The organism is Psychromonas sp. SA13A (genome assembly GCF_011378715.1).
Lineage (GTDB): Bacteria > Pseudomonadota > Gammaproteobacteria > Enterobacterales > Psychromonadaceae > Psychromonas.
The window spans coordinates 93493-111227 of sequence record NZ_WTKU01000009.1 but is presented as its reverse complement, the minus strand read 5'-3'; the positions used below and the strand labels follow the sequence as shown (position 1 = coordinate 111227).

The 17735-nt window shown below is 37.8% G+C and carries 14 protein-coding genes and 1 riboswitch; of the genes, 11 read left to right on the top strand and 3 right to left on the bottom strand.

All coding sequences use genetic code 11. The annotated features are described in order from the left end of the window. Positions 1-392: 392 nt before the first annotated feature. Positions 393-1001 (bottom strand): DUF5610 domain-containing protein, encoded by a 609-nt coding sequence (locus GQR44_RS10380; RefSeq protein ID WP_166371752.1) that lies wholly within the window; start codon positions 999-1001, stop codon positions 393-395. A 211-nt stretch (positions 1002-1212) separates the two neighbouring features. On the opposite strand from GQR44_RS10380, the gene GQR44_RS10375 reads away from it, so the two are divergent. The 10 genes from GQR44_RS10375 (at position 1213) to GQR44_RS10330 (ending at position 13918) form a co-directional block, all read left to right on the top strand. Further along, entirely contained in the window at positions 1213-2625 is a 1413-nt protein-coding gene (locus GQR44_RS10375) for an alanine/glycine:cation symporter family protein (RefSeq protein ID WP_166371751.1), read from the top strand. Positions 2626-3014: 389 nt separating this feature from the next. Beyond that, positions 3015-3392 carry a DUF3461 family protein gene (locus GQR44_RS10370; RefSeq protein WP_166371750.1) on the top strand — a complete coding sequence of 126 codons (378 nt, stop codon included), beginning with the start codon at positions 3015-3017 and terminating at the stop codon, positions 3390-3392. A gap of 654 nt (positions 3393-4046) precedes the next feature. Then, positions 4047-6125, top strand: a complete 2079-nt coding sequence (locus GQR44_RS10365) for a DUF4962 domain-containing protein (protein WP_166371749.1) — start codon at positions 4047-4049, stop codon at positions 6123-6125. Positions 6126-6980: 855 nt separating this feature from the next. Next, positions 6981-7145, top strand: a riboswitch (FMN riboswitch). Positions 7146-7240: 95 nt separating this feature from the next. Next, positions 7241-7888: a 3,4-dihydroxy-2-butanone-4-phosphate synthase gene (gene ribB / locus GQR44_RS10360; RefSeq protein WP_166371748.1), complete on the top strand. Its 648-nt coding sequence runs from the start codon at positions 7241-7243 to the stop codon at positions 7886-7888. Positions 7889-8646: 758 nt separating this feature from the next. Beyond that, the gene (locus GQR44_RS10355; protein WP_166371747.1) at positions 8647-9003 is read left to right on the top strand and encodes a hypothetical protein; all 357 of its coding nucleotides are present in this window, start codon (positions 8647-8649) and stop codon (positions 9001-9003) included. A 308-nt stretch (positions 9004-9311) separates the two neighbouring features. Then, positions 9312-9857 (top strand): hypothetical protein, encoded by a 546-nt coding sequence (locus GQR44_RS10350; protein WP_166371746.1) that lies wholly within the window; start codon positions 9312-9314, stop codon positions 9855-9857. Between the two features lie 1486 nt (positions 9858-11343). Then, a complete protein-coding gene (locus tag GQR44_RS10345) occupies positions 11344-11538 on the top strand; it encodes a hypothetical protein (protein WP_166371676.1) in 195 nt (64 codons plus the stop codon). A 461-nt stretch (positions 11539-11999) separates the two neighbouring features. Beyond that, positions 12000-12173 (top strand): hypothetical protein, encoded by a 174-nt coding sequence (locus tag GQR44_RS10340; protein ID WP_166371745.1) that lies wholly within the window; start codon positions 12000-12002, stop codon positions 12171-12173. 464 nt (positions 12174-12637) lie between these two features. After that, on the top strand, positions 12638-13294 hold the full coding sequence (locus tag GQR44_RS10335; RefSeq protein WP_166371744.1) for a DUF2959 domain-containing protein: 657 nt from the start codon (positions 12638-12640) through the stop codon (positions 13292-13294). Between the two features lie 135 nt (positions 13295-13429). Further along, positions 13430-13918 (top strand): HAD-IA family hydrolase, encoded by a 489-nt coding sequence (locus tag GQR44_RS10330; protein ID WP_166371743.1) that lies wholly within the window; start codon positions 13430-13432, stop codon positions 13916-13918. A 68-nt stretch (positions 13919-13986) separates the two neighbouring features. Here GQR44_RS10330 and GQR44_RS10325 read toward each other — a convergent pair whose 3' ends face one another. Further along, positions 13987-14823 carry a GGDEF domain-containing protein gene (locus GQR44_RS10325; RefSeq protein WP_240923616.1) on the bottom strand — a complete coding sequence of 279 codons (837 nt, stop codon included), beginning with the start codon at positions 14821-14823 and terminating at the stop codon, positions 13987-13989. A 341-nt stretch (positions 14824-15164) separates the two neighbouring features. Continuing rightward, a complete protein-coding gene (locus tag GQR44_RS10320; RefSeq protein WP_166371742.1) occupies positions 15165-16682 on the bottom strand; it encodes an aldehyde dehydrogenase family protein in 1518 nt (505 codons plus the stop codon). A gap of 124 nt (positions 16683-16806) precedes the next feature. Between GQR44_RS10320 and GQR44_RS10315 the strand changes: the two genes are divergently transcribed. Beyond that, positions 16807-17730, top strand: coding sequence for a helix-turn-helix domain-containing protein (locus GQR44_RS10315; protein WP_166371741.1), 924 nt, complete (start codon positions 16807-16809; stop codon positions 17728-17730). Positions 17731-17735 lie beyond the last annotated feature (5 nt).

Below are 17735 nucleotides of genomic sequence, written 5' to 3'. Positions count from 1 at the left end.
ATAAATAAAAACAGCCCTATATTAACTCATATTATGCAAGAAATATAAACAGATTCGATGCAATAGAAGAAAGTAGATAGTCAAAATTCGTGTTACGTTACAGTTTTATGACAACATTAATTTAATTGATAAAAGTATTGTGAATTATTTCTTTAAAAAGCAATGAAAAAATACTCCTGCCAGGATTGACAGGGCTTCAGGAGAGGTAAGGAGGTAAGGAAGAAAGGAAGGAAAATGAGAAAGCTATACTCAATAAATTAGTTATAGGCTAACTAGCAGAATTATTTACAGGGGCTTATTTACAGATTCTTATTAAAAGGGGCGAGCAAAATCCCAGCACTCATCAAGTTACTGGAATCTAAATTCCGGACACCACCTTAAATTACCTTACCTTAAACGACCTTACTTTCGGCAGCTTCGCTTTCTACCGCAGGCTCAGGGTTTCTAAATTTTTCAAATCCTTCTAGAATGAATGACATGGTTAGGTCGATATCTTGTTCAACATCGCCCTCTAACACCGACAATGCTTTTAAGATATCTTTTGCTTCGCCAATTCCTTCCTCAACACCTTCTAACATTAAATCAGCAAACGTATCACGTGCCTGCTGTGGATCTAATTCTGGATGTTGCTCTTGATAAGCATTAAAAAAATTAGTACTAAAAGTCACAATACGTTCTGCCGTTGCCTCGGGACTAAAGTCGACTTCAGACTCATAACTTTGTTGCAGTGATTGAGCTGGCTCAATCTCTTTTAATGCATCATTAATACCTTGCAATGCGGTTTTTAAAACAAGGGCTAAGGGTTGATCTTTGATACTACTACTCGTCTTATTAGACTGCTCAATGGCACTTTGTAATATCGCTGCATTGAGCTGCTTTTTATTAATTTGTTGCAAGCTTTCAGTACTAGCCGGTTCATTGTTAGCCGCTACAGATTCATTTTTAGGGTTTTTATCACTTTGTTCAACTTCAACATAAGTTTGACGCGAATTAATTTGCATAGACACCTTCATCAATCTAAATAATGTAAAGCGTTATCGGCACAACACGCTAAAACTGAAGAAAAAATAAGCATTTTTTTGAAAGCTGCAAGCCAGTTCATAAAAATAAGAAAAGAAAACTAATATTTGATAATATCCCGCCCTTATACATCACCCTATTGCGTGTTAATTATTTAAAAGGATCGGCGCAATCTATTAAAAAGGTATCTTTATGTTAACGCTACTTAACGCCATCAATGGTTTATTATGGGGACAAATCCTCGTTTATTTACTGATCGGTACAGGGGTTTACTTCACTATACGATTAGGTTTTATCCAATTCCGTCATTTCTTTCATACCTTCACTGTCATGAAAGGCAGTCGTAAATCAGACAAAGAAGGTATCTCTTCTTTTCAAGCATTATCAACCAGTTTAGCCGCACGTGTGGGTACAGGTAACTTAGCAGGTGTTGCAATCGCGATCACTGTTGGTGGTCCCGGTGCTATTTTTTGGATGTGGGTGATCGCCTTATTGGGGATGGCAACCAGTTTCGCCGAAAGTACACTCGCTCAAGCTTATAAAGTGCACGATGAAGATGGCAATTTTCGAGGTGGACCAGCTTATTATATGGAACGAGGGTTAAATGCACGTTGGATGGGTAGCCTATTTGCTATTTTCCTCATTATTGCCTTTGGTTTAGTCTTTAACGCTGTACAAGCAAACTCTATCACCGCCGCATTACATGAATCATTTCAGTTTGATAAATTAACAGTTGGTATCGTCTTAGCCATTATTTCTGGTGCGGTTATTTTTACCGGTATTCGTGGTATTGCTAAAGTAGCTGAAAGAATTGTACCGGCGATGGCTTTTGTATACTTATTGATAGCATTGTTTGTTGTGGTGACTAATATAACTCAGTTACCTGCAATCATTGGTCTCATTATCGACTCTGCTTTTGGATGGCAGGAAGCGGCAGGTGGTGCTTTTGGTGCCATGATCATGACCGGTGTACAACGTGGTTTATTCTCTAATGAAGCGGGTATGGGTAGTGCAGCTAATGCAGCAGCAACCGCATCTCCTTACCCTCCACATCCAGCATCACAAGGTTATGTACAAATGTTAGGTGTATTTATTGACACCATCATCATTTGTACAGCAACGGCATCAATCATCCTATTATCAGGTGGATTAGAATCATTCACTGGCATGGGGGGCGTAGAAATAACACAACGCGCGCTGGATATACAAGTAGGTGATTGGGGTGGTTCGTTTGTGGCCATTGCTTTATTGTTCTTTGCCTTTACTTCTATTATTGCGAATTACTCTTACGCAGAAACCAACCTTGTATTTTTACAGCATAAAAATACACGCGGTTTGATTGTTTTACGTATTACGGTATTGGCTATGATCCTTTTTGGTGCAACGCAAAGTAATAGTGTTATTTGGTCTTTAGCAGATGTTTCAATGGGGTTAATGGCAATCGTCAACTTGATTGCTATTCTATTGCTTTCAAATGAAGTGATTAAATTAGCAAAAGATTACAACCAGCAACTTGATGCCGGAAAAATACCTACTTTTGATCGCACTAAACTGCCTGAATTAGATAAAAAAATCGAACCAGGTGTTTGGGAAGTAAAAAAATAAAGTAGCCTTTATGGCAGATACAAGGCTATAACAAGGCTAAAGCTATAACAGCTCCAAAATAAGTCCTTATTTTGGAGCTGTTTATTATCTATCTCAGTACTTTCAATCTCCTCCTTCAATGAATACTTTTCTCGCACTGCCGCTCAATCTTTAAATACACAGTCCACTCAATCTTTAAATTCACTGGCGACTCAAACTGTAAATAAACTTTACTAATAACTTTCAAGCATAAAACCTAAAACCAATAGTAAAAGTTATAAATTGACTTGGATCGGGATAACTAAACAATTAGAGATAATATGAATTGATCTTTTTTTTCGATAGTCCACACTGAAAGTCATAATATTTTAAATACTATTAACATTAGCATTAGACTGAAAGGAGAAAAAATGTACCCAAATCTTAAAGATGTCGGCATCCGTAATCCAGAAAATATCAAACGCTATTCATTACGTCAGGAAGGTGAAAAAGATATTTTAAAAGTATATTTCCGTAAACATAGCGGCATGTTAATCGGTCGAAGCAGTAAATTTAAATTTCAGCGCCAAGTTAAAAGAGTGAGTGGAGGCCAGAATACTGAAAGGTTTACTGACTTATCTGAAATCAATCCAACATTACATAAAATTATTCAAGAGCTAGATAGCCTTAGCCTACAAGAGAGTTCAGAGAAAGAACTTAAACAACAAATTTTGTCGGATTTAAAACATTTACAATTAGTGGTAGATAGCAAAATATCAGAGATTGAGAAAAAAATAGAAAAGCTATAAACCTTACGTAAAAATAACGTAACTACTCAGCCCATTAAAACTGAGTGCTTTTTACCAAAATAAAAACGTAAATGCTCAGGGCTAAGCTATATATGCTTAGTTCAAGGCGAAAAAGCGCAGTTTAGTGGTTTAAATGAGCATTTTTCAACGAAGAAATAGGCTTAAATAGCAACGGCCTGAGTAGTTGCAAAATAACAAAGTAACATTTTATTGCTACACAGTCTTAACGCTAAAAACCACAAGCGACGCTTATCCCGTCGCTTTTTTATTGCCGACTCCCCTTTAATCAGCACTCAACCTGTTAAATGACTTTTATAGCTTGTGAGCTAGCCCTAAAATTAACACCTTGCCACCCTGGTCATATTGTAATTAAGTAATACAAATGATATAAAATACAGACTATGAAGTGTTGAATAACTCTCACACTTGCAATACAACCAATACGAATGAGTGATAAAACGGTGAAATCATTACAAATGAATGATTTACCTTATTTCAGCTCAATATTTTACCCCAACGCGATTAACCTGCGAGATAATAAAGCGACTTAAAAGCATTGGCATTATTTAACATACCTTGCTCAACACAATAAATAAGTGACATTGAACGAGGCTATTACATAGATTTATTAATTTTATAAATTAGAGGTATTAAATGTCTAACAAGTCTTTTGATGCAATAAAAGCGATCAAACTAGAGAATGACAAGTCTGCTGGCAATCTACTTGATGTAATGCCAGTTCAAGTTCAAAAAGCAGATATTGACCTGTCTTTTCTTGATAATTTAAGTGTTGAGCATCCTCGTCTATTAGTTCAAAGCAAAGACCTTCCAGCATTCAGAACTAAACTTAAAAATGACGCAGGTTACTGTAAATTTGATGCATTTCTGAATAACTCAACAAACAAGTTCCTAGAAACAACTCCCTACTCAGAGCCAAAAGCTTATCCGGAAGAAACCGTAGGCAAGGCCTCTTTATGGCGTCCTTACTGGCGTCAAATGTACGTTAGCTGTCAAGAAGCCTTCAATGCAACCCGCAACCTTTCAATTGCTGGTGTAGTGTTAGAAGACCAAGCGATGATCGCAAAAGCAAAAGCGTGGACATTACAATTAGCTTCTTACGACCCTGAAGGTGTAACGTCTCGCGGTTATAACGATGAAGCGGCATTCCGTGTTATCGCAGCAATGGCTTGGGGTTATGACTGGCTGCACGCTTACTTCTCAGAAGAAGAGCGTGAAATTGTAAAAGCCGCATTAATTGTGCGTTTAGAAGAGATCATGCATCACCTCAAAGTGACCGTTGACCTATTGGCGAACCCGCTAAACAGTCACGGTGTGCGTAGTATTAGCTCAGCAGTTATTCCTACTTGTATTGCACTTTACAATGAATACCCTAAAGCGCGCGAGTATATTGAATACGGTATTGAATATTACGCAGTGCATTACCCACCATGGGGCGGCAAAGATGGCGCATGGGCAGAAGGCCCTGATTACTGGAACACGCAAATGGCATTCCTCGGTGAGTCTTTTGATTTACTGAAAAGCTACACCTCTATCAATATGTTTAATAAAGAGTTCTATAAAAATACCGGTGATTTCCCGTTGTATTGCATGCCTGTTCACTCAAAACGAGCAAGCTTTTGTGACCAATCAAGTATTGGCGATTTCCCAGGCCTTAAACTTGCTTACAACATCAAACATTTTGCCGGTGTTAACAATAAACCTGAGTACATCTGGTACTACAACCAATTAAAAGCGCGTGATACTGAAGCACATACTAAATTCTACAACTTTGGTTGGTGGGATTTTGGTTACGATGACCTACGTTTTGATTACCTATGGAATGACATGCCTGAGGTTAAACCTTCAGACAAACCATTACTTAAAGTATTCCCAACCACTGGCTGGGCAGCATTTCACAGTAATATGACCAACCGTGAAGAGCATATTCACATGGTTTATAAATGTAGTCCATTTGGCTCTATCAGCCATTCACACGGTGACCAAAATGCTTACACATTACATGCCTTTGGCGATACTTTAGCCGCAATCACAGGTTATTACGGTGGTTTTGGTGTGGATATGCATATCAAATGGCGTCGTCGTACCTTTTCTAAAAACTTACCGCTATTTGGTGGTAAAGGTCAGTACGCAGAAAACACCACCACTAAGTTTGAAGGTGTTCACCAAGATCGTTACTGTGTTGAAGCAGGCGGAAAAATCAGTGATTACGATACAGAATCTGACGTATTATTTGTGGAAGGCGATGCATCAACATCGTACCAATTCCATAACCCTGATTTAGAATCTTACAAACGTAAAATTTGGTTTGCTAAAGGTAAAGTCTTTGTAATGCGTGATACCGCGACGTTAAAAACAGAGCAAGATCTGACTTGGTTATTACACACAACATTCAAAACAGAAACGGCTCAAGACTCATTCCAAATCATCGGTGACAATGCGCTATTAGACGTGTCATTTATCAATGAGAGTAAGAATGATCTTTTATCCATTGAAAACGTTGAAGGCTTTGGAGAAGTTGACCCTTCTGAATTTGCAGACCTTGAAGTTCACCGCCATGTTGAAGCTAAATTTAAAGCGAAGAAAGAGCATAATATTTTAACGCTGTTAGTGCCAAGTAAAATCAATGGCCCTAAAACGGATGTTAGCTATAAATTAGTGGGTAATACATTAGAGCTAACAATTGATGGCGAAGTAGTGACTATCGAACTTTAAGTTTTGTAGTTAATACATACGTTAAGTTTGTAGTTCATACTTACTTAGTAAAAAGTTAAGAAGGCCGCCTATAGTGATATAGGCGGCCTTTTTTTGTTGTCGCAACAACTGGTGTTTTTGGATTTAGTTTGTATTTTAGTAAAGTAAGATTCGTCTACGCTCATTGAGGCTGTTTGATATTTATTAACTTTGGTTTCGCCCTGTCGGCGACTCTACTTTTTCTTACCAGAAGAACAAAGTAGGCAAAAAGACTGGCACCGAATCGCTTTCTTATCCAAACAATCAACGCATTTTAAACGTACCGTTTATATGATGTCTTCTACACTGAGCTAATAACGGCAAAGGGCACGCAGAGCTTAGCCCGCTCATATAACTATGCTGTCGCATAAATCGCTCCATGCACTAGCCTCAACTAATCCAAACATCCTGTTTGGGTTTACTAAAATAAGTCAATTGCTTGGGAAATCTCAACGGTGGAAGTTGCTGCCATTATGAGTATTGGTTCGTCTGTGCTCATCGATGCGGCTTACTATTTATTAGCTTTAATTTCTCTAGAACAGTAGAGAACCTGTACCTATAAATAACTCAAAGAGAGCTGGCACCGAATCGCTTTTTAATCCCAATCAAGTAATCATTTTAAAACGCACTGTTTCGAAAGTGTATCCATGCACTAGCCTCAACTAACCCAAACATCCTGTTTGGTTTTACTAAAATGAATTAATTGCTTGGGGAAACTCAACGGTGAGGAATTTTAGCAGCATTGAGTTTCGTCTTACCTTAATTTATCCAACTATCTTCTTTTTCAACTATCTTCCTCATTGAGTAAGGGTTAAAATCCGCACGCTAATTTAACTTAGCAATTCTCAGGGCGGGGCGAAATTCCCCACCGGCGGTAAACCTAATAGGTGAGCCCGCGAGCGCTTTATTGATTATTTAACGTAGTAATAGTAGCAATAAAGGTCAGCAGATCTGGTTTAATTCCAGAGCCGACGGTTAAAGTCCGGATGAAAGAGAAACCAAAGTGCTGCATGTGTAGTGCTAATTTGCATCATCTAATAATTGGATGATGTGATTCTCAATGCCCTGATTCTGGTAACTATTCAAAGGAAAATACCATGAGTCAGTCTCTATTAAGTTTATTCGGTGATGCACATTCTCGTGTATTAAATGCCATTCAATCAATCCAAAACGGTTCAGGTGTGTTAGTTGTAGATGATGAAGACAGGGAAAATGAAGGTGACTTTATTTTTGCTGCTGAAACATTAACAACCCCACAAATGGCCATGATGATCCGTGAAGGCAGTGGCATAGTTTGTTTGTGCTTACCTACAAAAACCACTCAAAAGCTTCAACTTCCACAAATGGTCAGCAATAACACTAGCCAAAATACCACCGCTTATACTGTCAGTATTGAAGCAAAGCATGGTGTGACAACAGGCGTTTCAGCTGCAGACCGTGTAACTACTATTAAAGCGGCAGTCGCACCCAATGCAACAGCTGATGACCTATCTCGACCAGGTCATGTTTTCCCGCTACAAGCAGTGGCTGGTGGTGTATTAGTACGAAGAGGACATACGGAAGCTGCAGTTGATTTAGCAACATTAGCAGGGTTTGCTCCCGCAGGTGTGATTTGTGAGTTAAGCAATGAAGATGGCTCAATGGCTCGTTTACCAGAAGTGGTGAAGTTTGCGCAACAGCATGATATTCCAGTAATGAGTATTGATGATTTAGTGAATTATCTTCAAGCAGAACAGGTAGCCTAGTTTTGGATTAGCTCAGGTTTGGTTAGCTAAAACGTCTAAAGTTGAAATAGGTGATGAATTAGTGGGCTGTCTATAGAAATATAGATGGCCTTTTTTTTGTCGCCACAACGAGTGCTTTTTCAAATTGAAGTCCTATTTAATTAGCATCAAAATTCGTCTTCGCTCAACTTAGCTTAATGAATAATTGTAATTTAGTGTTCCGCCCTGTCGGCGTATAGCGTTAGAAGAACCGAAACATTGTTTCGCAGTCTGAATAAGCAAGATTCTTTATACGAACAAAGAAAACAGAACCAAAAGAAACTCGCCCATATCGTTTTTTTAATCTGAATCAATAACTGCCTTCTTAACACACCGTTCATACGCCACATCCCTGTGGCGATCTGAACTAGCAACGCCTGTTCATAACACAATACTGTCGTATAATTCGCTGCCTTACCTTGCTAAAGGCAGTGATTGATTCAGAAAAAAATGGGAAATTGATGTAGCCGCATTGCTTGTCGAATAACAGGCGCTTAAAACTAGGTTAACGCTAAATAAATTAACGTTATTTTGCCTTTCCGTTGTTAATACCAAATTATTCTATATATCAACATGATTAATATTTGACTTTTGTCTATTGGTCACTTTAATTGTTTGATTTATAGTTGCAGCAACGTATCGTTGAAAGAATTTTTAACAAATTAACATATTCCGTATTTCTGGCAAAATCTGGAATTATTCTACTTAATCGTGCTGTATAAGCCTAAAAAGGAGTTACGATGAAATTTACTATTTTAATAATTTTAAGTCTTTTATTGTTAGGGTGTGCAACACCAGTAAGTCACACCAATATAGCCTTGTCTACGTACGATAAAGATACTGAGTATGGTATAGAAAAACGAGATGATGGCTTTGGAGTTACAGTTTACTATTCTAGATACCAATTTATTCCAGAAAGCGATGCAGTGGCTACTGCTTGTAAAAGTCAACTAACTGCCATTGCTTGGGAACACTCAGATAAAATAGGTAAAGAAATTCAACCTATGAATGAGCAACGTATTCGTATTTCTATGGGGCGTAATGGTTTTTCTGGTATCACTTCATGCCAAGCAGATGCTGTTGTAAAGTGGAAGTAGGCTTATAACAAGGACTTTAAATCGGACAAAAAATAGTTTGGTTTTTTCGTTCCTCACACAATAATAACCAACTATTTTAGGCCACTTAACGTGATGCCATCTTACCCTGGAGAGTTTCATGGATATTAATCAAAATATTCTGATTAGCGTTCTTAGTGGGTAATTACAAGTGCTTTAATATTCTTATGTATAAGTATATTTAGGAATACTATAAAGTATGTTTTTCTGAAAAAAGAGAAATTCTACAGCCTCGTTAACCCCGTTAATTTATCGTAGACGTTGGGAATCAATTTTCAAAAGGGATTTACATGGATGCAAAAAGTTGGGCTGTATTAATATCAATGTCCGCATTTATTTTGTCACTATTCAGTATATTTAAAACCCATATTTGGAATTCGTTTAAATTTAATTGTCGCTTAGTTTCGTTTAGTTGGAAAATTGAAAACGATGATAACTTCTGCGAGAGTAAATTTTTCATTTCATGCTCAGGGAATAAAAATCTATATATTGATAAGCTCTTTATAAACAAAGGCAATGACACTTCCATTAACGTTGAAAGTAAAAGAGTAGATATACAAAAGCTTTTAAAACCTGGTGAAATTGAAGAATTTATTTGTAAAACTGATACTTCAATATTTTCTCATAATCAAACCTATTCATTTATTTTCACGCTGATTTCTGTAGACACAGATCAATTTCATTGTTGTCTAAAAATGACGACAAAAAAACAAGAGAATAACAACCTAATTGTGTTTGCTAAAAGCCTAGGAAGTGGAAACTTTAGTCTTAATTCGTTTAGCTTCTTTCGACTGAATAAAGTCCGTCAAAGTAGATCGTTGCGTAGGAAAAACTAACAAGGCGTTGAAATCAGATGCTAAAACAGAGCGTTGAGGCTGTAGAATAACTCGGTTTTTATAAAAGGGCCAAACCTTGCTTTTTGACTTTTAAAAAACTTTCCACCAAATCCCAAGAAAAACGATGCTTAATGTGGCTACAACTTCCCCACCGTAAAGCTTTCCCAAGCGATAAATGACTTTCAGCAACAGCAAACAGGACGTTTGCTGTAAGTTCATTCAGCACATGGATGTGCTGTATGAACTGGTGCGTTAAGAAAGGCAATTAGCGTTTGGATAAGAAAGTGCTCCGGTGGCCAGTTTCTTTGCATCCTTTCTTTTCTGGTAAAAGAAAGGATGTCGCCGACAGGGCGAAAGCACTGCAAATAAATAGCTAGCTGTCAGGGTGAGCGCAGACGAATCAACATTAAACGATTAAAACCGAGTTTTTCTAATCTATCTAGCCTCCAGCTCCACCACCCTGCAGACGGTTCACCATATAATGAATAGTGAATGTGAATTCATAAATCCTTTAATGACATCAAACCTTGTCAGGCTAAAAACGCATTACTGATCGCTATATTGATCCCTTTGATCTTCGAACTACGACAAGGTCTTCTACTTGTACTTTTTATAAACCCACTGGCACAAGAAATAGCTAAATATTCACTGACACCCAGTTTGATCAATGATCTCAATTTCGTCCTTGGTTTACGCCATTACCGCCCCACTTCTTGATGAGAAAAACATTCACCGTCGGCGGCGGATCCAATGATCAGCTCAATCGTTAATTGGCAACCCTTGGCGATCAGAAAATAATTTCCCTATCCTCGTAAATACAGATTGAGTTTGTAGAGCTGTTTTCTCGTTACTATCCCACATTAACAAGCTTAGTTAACGCTCGCGTGTTAAGCCGATCTCCCCAGATAAGAGCATGTACTTTCTTTGCACTGCATCATTTACGGTGGTCATTAGATCACATGGTTTCATTGTCTTGTGCCGACTCACTTCTAGCCTACGCCTCATATGATGCTCTTGTTCATCAGCTCCCCTCTTTATTCACAAGGATGCTAGCAGACTCCACTAGCCTCATCCTCACGGATAAGCCCTTGCCATTCGCTAGTAGTTAGCGTTTAATCACCTAAGTGATTAAATGGTGACCTTCCTACAGAAGACTTTCATCTCATTAGTCCATGCTGGACGTACAAAAGTGCATCAAATCGCAACAAAAACAGTTAATTAGATTCCATTTTGATTAACATTATAACCCACAATGTTTGTCCGTTTGTGCGGGCGTTATATACTAGGAGGTAATTTGAAAAAGTTGTTTTATTTGATCATTTGTTTCACCGTCATTTCAGGGTGTTCTATGCTGCCTAAATCCAGTTTTGTTTACTACAAAAGTTTGGAACCATCATCATGTAACTTAGTTGTTGGGCTATCACAAGAAGGTAATCAGCTTGTATACAAAGTTAAAACAAATGCTCGATCGGCTAAAGGCACTTTTATGAAAAAGGGCCAACAAATTGTATTCTCCGGGTTGTATGCCTCAGAATCGCCACGTAATTCAAAAATCGAAGTAAGTGCGTTGCAGCAAGGTGATACCTTAACAATTCAAAATTACGGTAATAGCATGAATTCATTCACGCTTTTCTCTGAGTGCGAAAGCAAGTATCTCTCTCTAGTTAAAACTCGCACATAATATAAGAGCTTTCAAGATGGGCAAGTTAGTTGACTGCTGTTTGTGCCTCGCACATTTTAACCAACTGCAATTAACAACTTAAAACGACGCAGGCCTTCAGAAGTCAGTGCGGATAAACTCATATCATCACATAAACATTGGTTAAATACAGATGCAGTAAAACAAGTGATTTAGACACCTATTGGAAGTAAATCAGATCTTCCTAAAGAAATGCTTCAATTTAAAGAAATGCATTCTTCATTTTCTCGTTTATCAGTATTTTATGGTCTGATATTTGTTGTAATTAAAGGTTACATTGAACTTAATTTTGTAAATGAAGGTGTAGATTTACTTTTAGCTAATGAAAGCTTTTGTCGATGCATGAGATTATTTAGAAACGCTACATTTCATTATCAAAAACAAGCGATTCCAGAGAAGGCAAAAATAATTCGGTTCCTAAATATAATTGAGAAGTTACAGATATGAATAGATGGATGGCTTCAGTAACCAAGCCAGTAAAGGTTACAAGTTTAATTAAAAGTGCTTTGGATAAAGAAGCAGAGAAATTAATAGATAAAATTTTGAAGCCAAGAAGTGTTAAAGTACCTCTTCCAGAAAGCAGCTCTAATTATCTTGTCGATATATATACTAAGTGACATGGGAATTCTTTTTATTTTTGTTCTAAACATAATAGCCCAGGAAAAAATGCAATTTCACCTAGCTTTGAAATTAAATTTGCCAAAATGGTGCATGTAGGCGATGGAAAGTTCAATCTATCTTATATGCGATACAATGATAAATGGCTTGAATTGCACCGAAACCTAACTTTACAAGAATGCCTACATGCAATTGAGCATGAACCCTATTTTATGGTGTAATTTACCTAGTTGGGCAGACAAAGGTATCTAACCTTCCACACTACCGAGCATAAACCTTCGCACAGACTATTCATTTTCCTTTATGAATAGTGAATGTTACCCCTCATTATCATCAGTTTGATCTCTTAAGTCGCCAGTACTTAGCTTGCTGTTTACCAGGAGAGATCATATTATCCATGTCATTATCGTGCTTTGATTATCATCGTAATTTACAATATTGATGCTTATAAACAGGAGTTAAAATGAAAAAAAAGACACTATTATGTGCTTCATTGCTTGCACTAACATTTACATTATCAGGTTGTGAATCAGTTTATTACTCGGCAATGGAAAAGGTCGGGCTTCACAAGCGCGATATTCTTATTGACCGTGTTGAAGAAACAAAAGAGTCACAGCAAGAGTCGCAAGAAGAGTTTCAATCCGCACTTGAAGGGCTAACTACCCTGATCGACTTTAAAGGGGGCGAACTACAAAAGACCTACGATGCATTAAACGATGATTACCAGTCAAGCCTAAAAGCAGCAAACGAAGTATCAACTAACATTGATAAAGTGGAAGAGGTGGCTAATGCATTATTTGATGAATGGAACGAAGAGCTTGAGCAATATAAAAGTGCATCTTTAAAACGCCAAAGCAGTCAAAAGCTAGCAGAAACAAAGAGTCAATTTAGCACTCTTTTACGCTCTATGCGCAACGCCGAAAGCAAGATGGAGCCGGTATTATCTTCTTTAAACGATAACGTTTTATACTTAAAACATAATTTAAACGCACAAGCGGTGTCAGAAATCAAAGGTGAATTCACCAATCTAAAACGTGATATTCAGCAGCTAATGAACGATATGAATGAATCAATTGCCGAATCAAACAAGTTTATTAAACAAATGAATAGTGCGAGCTAATGACGTAACCAGTTAATTAACCACGTTAATGAGCCTGCTTAACCGCAGGCTTTTTTATTGTCAATAATCATGCCTTAGATAACGACATTGTGACCAAAAACTTTATATGAATCAAAGATGAAAGATGGAGTTAAGATGATAAACGTATATTTATTTGATTGGGGTGACACGTTGATGGTTGATTTCCCCGATGCAGTAGGAAAAATGTATGACTGGGAAGTAGTTGAAGCAGTTTCAGGCGCTAAAGAAACGCTTACCGCTTTGTCTAAAAATGCAAAGATATATATCGCAACAGGTGCCGCAGATTCCACTGAATTAGAAATTCAACAAGCCTTTGAACGCGTCGATTTAAATCAATTTATCTCGGGCTACTTTTGCAAAGCTAATTTAGGTCTATCAAAAGGCACACCTGCATTTTTAAATGCAATTCTTAATCAATTAAATATTAGTGCACCTGAAGTAGCAATGGTCGGTGATAACTTCGAGAAAGACATTAAGCCCGCGTTATCTGTTGGTATTAAACCCTTTTGGTTCACCCAGCAAACAATAAACACAATACCAATATCAATACCAAACAAGGTTAATTTCATTAAACAGTTAACAGAACTTTACGCTAATAAGTAAAATAGCGGGTAAAGCGAAATATTGATTTGCTGCGTTCAGATGAATAGATGTGAAACTAAAAAGCAAAACTAATACGCTACGCGATTACGCCCATTATTCTTCGCAACATAGAGGTTGTCATCGGCTTGGGTAAAGAGTAGTTCCGTTGATTGCCCACACTCGCTGTAATTAGAGACGCCAAAACTGCAAGTAACAGATCGCGCTAAAAAGAAAGCATTTGCTTCTTCCCCTTCCTGTACAGAAATATTCGATATTTGCATATCAACGGCGGTGACCTGACTTAAACCGTAGTGTCCCAGCTGTAGTCTATCTTCTATGGTTATGCGTACGCGCTCTGCAACGCAAACCGCCTCTTCTAAGTTACTATTAGGCAGTAAGATAAGAAACTCTTCACCACCAAAACGATAAGCATAATCTGTAGGTCGAATACTCTCCCGAATTAGTTCTCCAAATAAAGTTAACGTATCGTCACCCACACTGTGTCCGAAGTTATCATTGATCACTTTAAACTTATCTAAGTCACACATAATTAATGAAAAATCTGAAACTTCATCGTAATATACTTGGTTTTCGAGGCTGGTTAATTTACGTTGTAAATATTCTTTTTTACGTAGACCCGTCAGTGCATCGATAGAGATATAATGCATGGCATTGAGGTTTTTAGCAGCAAGGTCAAAACGACCATCGGCCATATGCTGATTATGAGAATCAAGAAAGCCGTAATTCATAATATCGCGATAAAAAATATCACATTGCAGTTCAGGGCAATTACGGTTTTTATCTTCTAAACATGTCTGTTTTATAAATACGAGTAAGCTAAAAAAGGGGTACCCAAAGCGGTATCCTTTATCCACTTCCATGGATTCACCTTGGCGGTTTAACACCTCCATTTTTGTTTCTTTCATCCCTGCTTTACTTCTCGCTAGCGTTTATTCTGGCGGCTTATTGTACAGCAATGTACCCAATATGGTTATTTTTAGCACCGACATAGTGCAAATATTATAAAAGTATTAGATCGCGAAATTTTAATTACATAGAAAGCAATGACTTAACAAATATAATTAGTTATTTTTTAAACATTAAAATGGCAAGTTACTATTAGACTCAGCTGTTTACACTGACCACCAGCGATTTTTAGTTTAATAAAACTTAAATAAAAGCGAGTGAATAGATTATTCAATCGCTTTTATTGATTAAGGTAGGTTCATTGAATAGTTAATTCAAACTCAATTAAGCGCAATAATGATTAGAAGAATCCCATTGGGTTAATATCGTAGCTGATCAACATATTTTTCGTTTGTTGATAATGTTCTAACATCATTTTGTGATTTTCTCGCCCTATTCCCGATTGCTTGTAACCACCAAATGCGGCGTGTGCAGGATATAAGTGGTAACAGTTTGTCCATACACGACCGGCTTTAATACCTCGGCCCATTCGGTAAGCTCGGTTACTATCGCGCGTCCATAATCCGGCTCCTAAACCAAACTGTGTGTCATTAGCAATTTCCAATGCATGGGCTTCATCTTTAAAGGTTGTTACACTGATCACCGGTCCAAAAATTTCTTCTTGGAACACGCGCATATCATTGGTCCCTTTTAATAACGTTGGCTGAATGTAAAAACCTGCATGAGCCCCTTCTACGTTTTCAATGGCACCACCTGCAAGTACTTCAGCGCCCTCTTCACGACCGATATCAATATACGAAAGAATTTTGTCATATTGGGCTTTAGAGACTTGTGCTCCAACCTGACTCTCGGTGTTAAGCGGATTACCTTGAATAATTGCTTTGGTTCGTGCAATAAGACGTTTAATAAATTCATCGGCAATTGACTCTTCCACCAATAAACGTGATGGGGAAGTACAAACCTCACCTTGGTTAAAGAATGCTAAAGTCGCACCTTCAACACATTTATCAATATAAGTATCTTCGTGATTCATAATATCTGCAAAGAAAATATTAGGTGATTTCCCGCCTAACTCTACGGTCGAAGGGATCATATTTTCCGCTGCACATTTCAAAATATGTTTACCAACTGGGCTTGAACCAGTAAAAGCAATCTTAGCAATACGCGTTGATGTGGCTAAAGCTTGCCCTGCTTCTGCACCAAAGCCATTAACTATATTTAATACACCAGGCGGTAACAGATCACAGATCAGCTCCATCAAGAATAAGATAGAAAGAGGGGTTTGTTCCGCAGGTTTTAAAACTATGCAGTTACCAGCGGCTAATGCTGGTGGGATTTTCCAAGCCGCCATTAATAATGGGAAATTCCAAGGGATAATTTGCCCCACCACGCCTAATGGTTCATGGAAATGATAGGCGACGGTATTTTGATCTATTTCACCAATAGAGCCTTCTTGAGCACGAATACAACCTGCAAAATATCTAAAATGATCAACGGCTAGCGGTACATCTGCGCCCATGGTTTCACGAATACATTTGCCGTTATCCCATGTTTCTACTAACGCCAACAACTCTAAATTTGCTTCAATACGATCTGCTATTTTCAATAATATATTAGAGCGCTCAGTCACCGAGGTATTACCCCATGCTTCTTTCGCTTGGTGCGCTGCATCTAACGCAAGTTCAATATCGTCTCCGTCAGAACGCGCAACTTCACAAACATCATCTCCGGTTACAGGTGTCTTGTTGGTGTAATACTTACCATTAACCGGCGCAACCCACTGCCCGCCGATATAGTTATTGTATTGTGCTTTAAAGACCACTGTCGATTCCATTGAACCAGGATTTGGATAAATCATGAACACCTCTCAGTTATTTTCACTCCATTGTGTAATAGTTATCATATTCATTAATTTGTAGTCTGCGTGACTGTAAATTCACAATTGTTGACTGTCAGTTCCAAATCTAAAGAGAATGATATTTATGATAAGTGAAAGCCTTAATAAGCAACGTAAAGCACATCAAGTCTTAATAGAAAGCAAAATATCCTTTGCTGGAGAGCAAGCTGAGTTGAGTGTTTATGACACTTTTGAGCAGGCAACCAATATTGAACTGGTTTCTGATCAACTCATGTTTTGTGGAATGTTGACGGGTAAAAAAATAATGCACAATAATCAGCGTGATTTTGAAACGCATTTTTTACCGCACGAATCCTTTATTATTGCCCCTAATCGCATGGTTGAAATAGACTTTCCTACGGCAACGATTGACAGCCCTACTACATGTATCGCTATCGAAATAAGCCAGAAACGTATAAAGAAGATTTGTAAGCAATTGAATAATAGCGCGCCACTTTCAGTTTACGAACAAGAATGGCGCTATGACAATAAATTAATGCACACTCACCATAATACTCAGACTCAAGCATTACTGGACCGCATGATAGGTATATTTAGCGAAAACCATCAAGACAGAAGCTTTATGATTGATTTGGCGGTGAGTGAGTTAATTACACGCTTACTGCGACACCAAACCCGTGACTTTATTATTTGCCACAGTTTAGCTCAGCCCGATCATAACGGTATTAATAGCGTCATTGATCATTTACATAAAAACTTAAGAGAAGAGATTAATATAGATAGTTTGAGTAAAATTTCATGCATGAGTCGCACTAAGTTTTTTAACGAATTTAAACAGGTAATAGGGAGCACGCCACGAGAGTTTCTATTTCAACTACGTCTTAAAAAAGCAGCCGACTTATTAAGAAAGAATAAATCAGTAACACAAGTCTGTTTTGCGACAGGTTACCTAAATACCAGTCACTTTAGCCGCAGCTTTAAAAAGTTCTTTGGTATGAACCCAAGTGAATACAAGCTTCGACACTGCCCTCCTTTATTAAGCTCGTAAATACT